Source organism: Streptomyces sp. NPDC015220 (genome assembly GCF_043079345.1).
GTDB lineage: Bacteria > Actinomycetota > Actinomycetes > Streptomycetales > Streptomycetaceae > Streptomyces.
This window is the reverse complement of record NZ_JBIBUK010000048.1, coordinates 1-9,154: the sequence shown is the minus strand read 5'-3', so window position 1 is coordinate 9,154 and position 9,154 is coordinate 1. Positions and strand designations below refer to the sequence as shown.

Annotated in this window: 2 protein-coding genes; both read left to right on the top strand. The window is 72.5% G+C overall.

Annotation, left to right across the window (positions count from 1 at the left end; translation table 11 throughout):
• Positions 1–2,582, top strand: a 2,582-nt coding sequence (locus tag ACF061_RS38940) for a type I polyketide synthase (RefSeq protein ID WP_392271758.1), incomplete at its 5' end; no start/stop codon positions are given.
• 65 nt (positions 2,583–2,647) lie between these two features.
• The coding region (locus tag ACF061_RS38935; protein WP_392271757.1) for a type I polyketide synthase at positions 2,648–9,154 on the top strand (6,507 nt) is incomplete at its 3' end.

Below are 9,154 nucleotides of genomic sequence, written 5' to 3'. Positions count from 1 at the left end.
CCACCGGACACCGCACCCTCACCATCCACACCACCACCGACCACACCACCTGGACCCACCACGCCACCGCCACCCTCACCCCCCACCCAACGGTGGAGCCGGCTGCCCCGGCCTGGTCGGACGCCGACACCGAGGCGCTCGCCCCGGTCGACGGGCTGTACGAGCGGTTGGCCGACGTCGGCTTCCACTACGGTCCCGCGTTCCAGGGGCTGCGGGCCGTGGGCCGGCGGGGCGGGGACCTGCTCGCCGAGGTGCGTCTGCCGGAGGAACTGCGGGCGGACGCCGGCCGGTTCGACATCCATCCCGCGCTGCTCGACGCGGCGTTGCACGCCTGTCTGCTGGAGGGCTCGGAGGGGGTGCGGCTGCCGTTCGTCTGGAGCGGGATCACCCTGCACGCGACGGGCGCCGACGTCCTGCGCGTACGCCTTTCGCCAGTCGGAGCGGACACGGTGTCCCTCACCGCCTGCGACGAGGCCGGGCAGCCGGTCGTGTCGATCGCGTCGCTGACGCTGCGGCCGGTCACGCCTGAGCAGTTCCGGGCGGTCGTGGGGGTGCAGCGACACAGCCCGTTGTACGAGGTGCGGTGGCTGCCGCTGCCCTTCCGGGGCGGCGACGGGGCACCCTCACCCGTGTTGGTCGGGCCCGCCCTGCCGGGGCTGCCGGCGCCCGCGTACGAGGATCTCGGCAAGCTGTTCGCGGACCCGGAGATCACGGATGGCGGCACGGTCCCGGCGGTGGTGGCCGTGAGCTGTGCCGGCGGAGCGGGCGGAGATCCCGTGGCCGACGCGCACACGGCGCTCGGCCGTGCGCTGGAGCTGCTGAAGTCGTGGCTCACGCAGGAGCGGTTCGCGTCCTCTCGGCTGGTCCTGCTGACCCGGGGCGCGGTGGCCGTACGGGACGGCGAGGACGTCACGGACCTGGCGTGGTCACCGTTGTGGGGTCTCATGCGGTCGGCGCAGTCTGAGCACCCGGGACGGCTGGTCGTCGCCGACGTGGACGCGGCCCCGGAGTCCTACCTCGCGCTGACGGCCGCCCTCGGCGACACGGACACGGTGGAACCGCAGCTCGCGGTGCGGGCGGGGAAGGTGTTCGCCGCACGGCTGGGTGAGGTCGAACCGGTGGAAGCCCCGAGCGGGGAAGTCTCCGGGAACGGGGTGTTCGACGGAACCGGAACGGTGCTGATCACGGGGGGCACCGGTCTGCTGGGCGGTCTGTTCGCCCGGCACCTGGTGGAGCGGCACGGGGTGCGCCACCTGCTCCTGCTCAGCCGACGCGGCCCCGACGCACCCGACGCCCACCGGCTGCGCACCGAACTCCAAGCCCTCGGCGCCACCGTCACCATCACCGCCTGCGACACCTCCGACCGCACCGCCCTACAACAGACCCTCCACCACATCCCCCACGACCACCCCCTCACCGCCGTCATCCACACCGCCGGCACCCTCAACGACGCCACCCTCGACACCCTCACCCCCCACCACATCACCACCGTCATGCAACCCAAGGCCGACACCGCATGGCACCTCCACCAACTCACCCGCGAGCACGGTCTGAAGGCGTTCGTGCTCTTCTCCTCGGCCGCCGGGGTGCTCGGTCAGGCGGGGCAGGCGGGCTACTCGGCCGCCAACGCCTTCCTCGACGCGCTCGCCCGGCACCGGCGGGCCGCGGGACTGCCCGCGGTCTCGCTGGCCTGGGGCCTGTGGGAGGAGTCCGGCGGCATGACCGGTCACCTCACGGAGACGGACCTGCTCCGGCTGAGGCGTACCGGGCTGGCCCCCATGACCTGCGAAGACGGTCTCGCCCTGTTCGACGCGGCGCTGCGGGCGGTCTCGGCGCGGGCCGACCGCGCGGTGCTCGTGCCGGCGCGACTGGACATGGCGTCGCTGCGGGCCGGGGCCGGGACACCGGCGCTGCTGAGCGGTCTGGTGCGGCCGGCGGTACGGCGTGCGGCGGTCGGCGGGTCCGAGGCTCCGGAACGGGATGCCGACGGGGCGGCCCTGCGGAACCGGATCGGAAAGCTGGCGCCCGCCGAACGGGACCGGGCCCTGCTGGACCTGGTGCGACTGCACGTGGCGACCGTACTGGGACACGCGGAGCCCCAGCGTGTCGAACCCAGTCGCGGGTTCCTGGAGTTGGGCGTCGACTCGCTCACCGCCCTGGAACTGCGCAACCGGCTCGGGGCCGAGGCCGGATTGCGGCTGCCGGCCACCTTGATCTTCAACCACCCCACATCGGCGGCCGTGGCGCGCTATCTGGCGGACGAGCTCTTTCCCGCGCCGCGGCAACAGGAGGGCAGCGAGGATCCCGCGGCGGCGAGCGGTGGCGGTGTCGAGACCGACGGCATCGACGAGGCGGCGTTCCGCCGGGCCCTCGCGACGATCCCCTTCACCCGGTTCCGTACGGCCGGGCTGGTCGATGTCCTGCTGCACCTCGCCGACGGGCGGCAGGAGCCGACGGGACCCGAGTCCGATGTCGGCCCCGGGGAGGCGCGGACGCCGACGGAAGCCGGCGAAGAGATCGGCAGTGCGATCGACTCGATGGACCTGGACGGCTTGATACGCGCCGCCCTCGGTGACAACTGACCCTCCCCGCAGCCGCATCGTCCGCTTACCCAGATGTGCCAGTCCCCAGAGGTTCGGAGTTTTCGATGACCGCGTCGAACGAAGAAGTCGTCAAGGCATTGCGGGCCTCGCTCAAGGAGGCCGAGCTGCTGAGGCAGCAGAACCGTGCGCTCGCCGCGGCGGCCTCCGAACCGATCGCGATCGTCGGCATGGCCTGCCGCTATCCCGGCGACGTCACCTCGCCCGAAGAGCTGTGGCGACTGGTCGCGGAGGGCGCCGACGCGATCTCCGAGTTCCCCCGGGACCGTGGGTGGGACGTGGAGGGCCTGTACGACCCGGACCCCGAGGCCGTCGGCAAGACCTACACCAGGTCCGGCGGGTTCCTGCGCGATGCCGCGCTCTTCGACCCGGACTTCTTCGGCATCAGCCCGCGCGAGGCGACGGCCATGCACCCGCAGCAACGCCTGCTGCTCGAAGTGTCCTGGGAGGCCCTGGAGCGGGCGGGCCTCGATCCGGAATCCGTGCGCGGCAGCCGCACGGGTGTCTTCGCCGGGGTGATGCACCAGGACTACGCCTCCCGGATGCGGGAGACACCCGACGACCTCGAGGGCTACCTGATGACGGGCAGCCTCGGCAGCGTGGTGTCGGGCCGGATCGCCTACACCCTGGGGCTGGAGGGCCCGGCGGTCACCGTGGACACGGCGTGCTCGTCCTCGCTGGTCGCGCTGCACCTGGCCGCGCAGTCGCTGCGGCAGGGCGAGTGTTCGACGGCGCTGGTCGGCGGTGTGACGGTGATGACCGCGCCCGTGGGCTTCGTCGAGTTCAGCCGACAGCGCGCCCTCTCCCCCGACGGCCGGTGCCGGTCCTTCGCGGCCGGCGCGGAGGGCACGGGCTGGGCCGAGGGCGTGGGTGTGCTGGTCCTGGAGCGGCTGTCGGACGCGCGGCGCAACGGTCGCCGGGTGCTGGCGGTCGTACGCGGCTCCGCCGTCAACCAGGACGGCAGCAGCAGCGGCTTCTCCGCGCCGAACGGTCCGGCGCAGGAGCGTGCCATCCGGCAGGCGTTGAAGAGCGCTCGGCTGAGTGCGTCCGAGGTGGACGCGGTGGAGGCGCACGGCACCGGCACGAAGCTCGGCGACCCGATCGAGGCGCAGGCCCTGCTCGCCACCTACGGCACAGACCGCCCGGCCGAACAGCCCCTGTGGCTGGGGTCGTTGAAGTCGAACATCGGCCACACCCAGGCCGCCGCCGGCGTCGCGGGCGTCATGAAGATGGTGCTCGCCATGCAGCACGGCGTCCTGCCCAAGACCCTCCACGTGGACGAACCCACACCGTACGTCGACTGGTCGGCCGGAGCCGTGCGCCTCCTGACCGAGCAACAGCAGTGGCCCTCGGTGGACCGCCCCCGCCGGGCCGCCGTCTCCTCCTTCGGCATCAGCGGCACCAACGCCCACGTCATCCTCGAACAGGCACCCGAGGACACCGAGACACCGGAGCCGGCCCCGGAGAGCGTGTCATCGCCGCCCGTGGTGCCCCTGGTCCTGTCCGCGCGCGGCACCCGCGCCCTGCGCGCACAGGCCGGCCGTCTGGCGGCACACCTGCGCACCGGCTCCCCGTCGTCCCCGGACATCCGACAGACCAGCCACGCCCTGCTCACCCAACGCGCCTTCCTCGAACACCGCGCGGTGGTACTGGGAACGAGCCGGGATCAACTGCTGACCGGTCTGGACGCGTTGGCGGCCGGGTCGGAGGCGCCCGGTGTCGTCACCGGTCACGGTGACGCCGAGCGCCCGGTGTTCGTCTTCCCCGGCCAGGGCTCGCAATGGACCGGCATGGCCCTGGACCTCCTCGACACCTCCCCCGTCTTCGCCCACACCATCACCGAATGCGAGGCGGCCCTCGCCCCACACGTCGACTGGAACCTCACCGACGTCCTGCGCAGCGGCGAACCCCTCACCCGCGTCGACATCATCCAACCCGTCCTCTTCGCCGTCATGGTCTCCCTCGCCACACTCTGGCGCAGCCTCGGCGTCGAACCCGCCGCCGTCATCGGACACTCCCAAGGCGAAATCGCCGCAGCCGTCGTCTCCGGAGCCCTCACCCTCCACGACGGCGCCAAAATCGCCGCCCTCCGCAGCCACACCATCCACACCCACACCCACACCAGCACCAGCACCAGCAACGGCACCGGCACCGGCACCGGCACCGGCACCGGCACCGGCACCGGCGGCATGGCCTCCCTCCCCCTCAACCACCACGACGCGCGCGAACTGATCACCCCCTGGCACGACCACCTCCACATCGCCGCCCTCAACGGCCCCCACACCACCGTCATCGCCGGCGACACCCACGCCCTGAACGAACTCCTCACCCACTGCGAAACCAACAACATCCGCGCCCGACGCATCGACGTCGACTACGCCTCCCACACCCCCCACGTCGAACCCCTCCACACCCAACTGAAGAAACTCCTCACCGGCATCACCCCCAAACCCAGCACCATCCCCTTCTACTCCACCGTCACCGGCACCCTCCTCGACACCACCACCCTCACCCCCGACTACTGGTACACCAACCTCCGCCAGACCGTCCTCCTCCAACCCGCACTCCACACCGCCCTCAACCACGGCCACACCGCCTACATCGAATGCAGCCCCCACCCCGTCCTCACCACAGCCATCCAAGACACCGCAGAACAAACAGGCCACACCCCCACCATCACCGGCACCCTCCGCCGCGACGAAGGCCACTGGACCCGACTCCTCACCTCCGCCGCACACCTCCACACCCACAACATCGCCATCACCTGGCCCACCACACAAAACACCACCCAACACCACATCGACCTCCCCACCTACCCCTTCCAGCGCAAGCGCCTGTGGATCGAGGACACCGCGGCCGACACCACGGTGGCGGAGCCGCTCGGCGGACCGGACGCGGGTTTCTGGGACGCCATCGAGGACCAGGACGTCACCGCGCTGGCCCGGGCCCTGCGGGTGGAGGAGGACGAGGAGCAGCGGTCGTCGTTGACGGCGTTGTTGCCGGTTCTGTCCTCCTGGCGCAGGGAGAGCCGGGAGCGCTCCATGGTCGATGGGTGGCGCTACCGCGTGGCGTGGCGGCCCGTGGTGCCGGCCGGGTCCGAACAGCCGGTCGGCACATGGTGGATCGTGGTTCCCGAAGGGCACTCGGAGGCCCCCTGGATCACGCGGACGACGCGAGCGCTCACGGACCGTGGTGTGCGTGCCGTGACGGTGGAGTTGTCGCCGTCCGACACCGACCGGGCGGTGCTGGCCGAGCGGCTGCGTGCCCTGGCAACTGCCGGGGAAGAGGGGCCGACCGGTGTGCTGTCGTTCCTGGCGTGGGACGAGCGGCGCAACGCCCGGCGGCAGGTTCTCACCGGTGGTGTGGCGCTCACGCTGACCCTGGCCCAGGCGTTGAACGTCATCGGGCTGCGGTCACCGCTGTGGTGCGTCACCCGGGGTGCGGTGGCGACCGGCCCCGCGGACGCCCCGGCAGACGCCACACAGGCGCAGATCTGGGGTCTCGGCCGGGTCGTCGCCCTGGAACACCCGCACATGTGGGGCGGGTTGGTGGACCTGCCCGCGGAACCCGATGAACGGTCGCTCGGCCGACTGCTCGGGGTGCTGGCCGACGGCTCGGGCGAGGACCAGGTGGCGGTGCGGTCCGGCGGTGCGGTCGCCCGGCGCATGGTGAGTGCCGCCGTCGGGAGCGCGGAGCCGGCGCGCCGGTGGCGGCCCCGGGGCACGGTCCTCATCACGGGCGGTACGGGGAGTCTGGCACCCCGGCTCGCGCGGCGGCTGGCCGAGACCGGTGCCGAGCACCTGGTCCTGGTCAGCCGTTCGGGCCCGGACGCGCCCGGCGCCGCCGAGCTGTCGGCGGAGCTGACCGCTCTGGGAGTCGCCGTGACGTCGGTCGCCTGTGACGTGTCGGACCGGGAGGCGGTCGCTGCGCTGCTCACGCGGTTGCGGGAGGACGGCCACACGGTGCGGACAGTGCTGCACGCCGCCGCGTACATCGAGTTGGCGCCGGTCGGGGCGACGACCCAGGAGAGTTTCGACGCGGTGCTCGCGGCCAAGGTGGCCGGCGCGGAACACTTGGCGGAGCTGCTGGACGCGGCGGCGTTGGACGCCTTCGTGCTGTTCTCCTCGATCGCCGGGTTCTGGGGCAGCGGCGACCACGCGGCGTACGCGGCGGCCAACGCGGCCCTGGACGCCCTGGCGGAGCGCGGCCGGGCCCGGGGCCTGCCGATGACCTCGGTGGCGTGGGGAGTGTGGGAGGACGCCGTCAACACCTGGAAGAACCTGGGTGACACGGACGTCGATTCGACGCGTGAGCGCGTGCGCCGCCAGGGGCTCCCCCTGATGCGCCCCGCGTCGGCGCTCATCGCCCTGGAACAGGCACTCGACCACGACGACACCTTCGTCGCGGTCTCGGACATCGACTGGGACCGGTTCGTTCCGCTGTTCACGGCCATGCGTCCGAGCCGGCTGCTGGACGAGCTCCAGCCGGCTCGCGCCGTGTCGGAGCGTGCGGCGAGGGGTGCGGCGGAGTCTGAGCCGACCGCAGGGTCCGAGCTGCGCGAGCGGCTGGCGGGGCTGTCCGGGGCGGATCGCGAACGGTTCCTGCTCGATCTGGTCAGCACGCACGCGGCGGCGGTGCTCGGCCGGGGCGCGACGGAGGCGATCCGCCCCGACCGGGCCTTCAAGGACCTGGGTTTCGAGTCGCTGACCGCCGTGGAACTGCGCAACCGGCTGAACACGGCGACCGGGCTGCGGCTGCCCGCGACGCTGGTCTTCGACCATCCGACGCCGCTCGCGCTCGTCGGACAGCTGCTCGAGCTGATCCTTCCCGAGCCGACCGGGACGGGAAGCGGGACAGGGAGCGGGAGCGGCGCACTGACCGGGGAGAAGGTCGCGTCCACACTTGTTCCGGACGGCCAGCCGGAGCCGACGGCCGCCGAGGACGCCATCGCGATCGTGGGCATGGCGTGCCGGTTCCCGGGTGGAGTGGACTCCCCCGAGTCCCTGTGGCGACTGCTCTCGTCGGGTACCGACGCCGTCTCCGGCCCGCCCGCCGAACGCGGCTGGCACCACGCAGGGGCCTTCGGCATCGACGACCCCGGCTCGGTCCGGGGCGGGTTCCTGCGGGACGTGAGCGGGTTCGACGCCGCCTTCTTCGGGATCAGCCCGCGCGAGGCGCTGGCGATGGACCCGCAGCAGCGGCTGCTGCTGGAGACCTCCTGGGAGGCGTTCGAGCGCGCGGGCATCGATCCGGCGACGCTGCGCGGCAGCCGTACCGGCGCTTTCGTCGGCGCGATGTCCCACGGCTACGGCCCCCGTTCCAGTGACGCGCCGCAGGCCGTCCAGGACTACGTCATCACCGGTGGCGTCACGAGCGTGATCTCCGGCCGTCTGGCGTACGCGTTCGGGCTGGAGGGCCCGGCCATCACCGTGGACACGGCGTGCTCGTCCTCGCTGGTCGCGCTGCACCTGGCCGTGCAGTCGCTGCGGCGCGGCGAAAGCCGGCTCGCGCTGGCGGGAGGCGTGGTGGTGATGCCCACGCCGGACGTGTTCATCGGATTCCGCCGGATGGGCGCGTTGTCGGAGAGTTCGCGTTGCAAGGCGTTCTCGGACGACGCCGACGGTTTCGGTCTGGCCGAGGGGGCGGGCGTACTGCTGCTGGAGCGGCTGTCGGACGCGCGGCGCAACGGCCACCGGGTACTGGCCGTCGTACGCGGCTCCGCCGTCAACCAGGACGGCGCCTCCAACGGGCTGGCGGCGCCGAACGGCCCCTCCCAGCAAAGGGTCGTCCGGGCCGCGCTGGCCGATGCCGGGCTGGGTGCGTCCGAGGTGGACGCGGTGGAGGCGCACGGCACCGGCACCCGGCTGGGCGACCCGATCGAGGCGCAGGCCCTGCTCGCCACCTACGGCAAGAACAGGCCTGCCGAACAGCCGCTGTGGCTGGGGTCGTTGAAGTCCAACATCGGCCACACCCAGGCCGCCGCCGGCGTCGCGGGCGTCATGAAGATGGTGCTCGCCATGCAGCACGGCGTCCTGCCCAAGACCCTCCACGTCGACCGGCCCACGACCCATGTGGATTGGTCGGCGGGGACAGTGGAACTGCTCACCGAGCAGCGCGACTGGCCGGCCGGTGAGCGCCCCCGGCGCGCGGGTGTGTCGGCCTTCGGCATCAGCGGGACGAACGCCCACGTCATCCTGGAGCAGGCGCCCGAGGACACCCCGGCCCCAGGCCCGGAGCCCGAGACGCAAGCGCCTTCCCCCGTGGTGCCCCTGGTCCTGTCCGCGCGCACCCCCCGAGCCCTGCGCGCGCAGGCCGAACGCCTGGGCACACACCTCCGGGAAATCCCTGACGACCCGCGGGACATCGCCGCCGCGCTGGTCCACGGCCGGAGTTCATTCGAGCATCGCGCGGTGGTGCTGGGAACGAGCCGGGATCAACTGCTGACCGGTCTGGACGCGTTGGCCGCCGGGTCGGAGGCGCCCGGTGTCGTCACCGGGCACGGGGACGCCGAGCGCCCGGTGTTCGTCTTCCCCGGCCAGGGCTCGCAATGGACC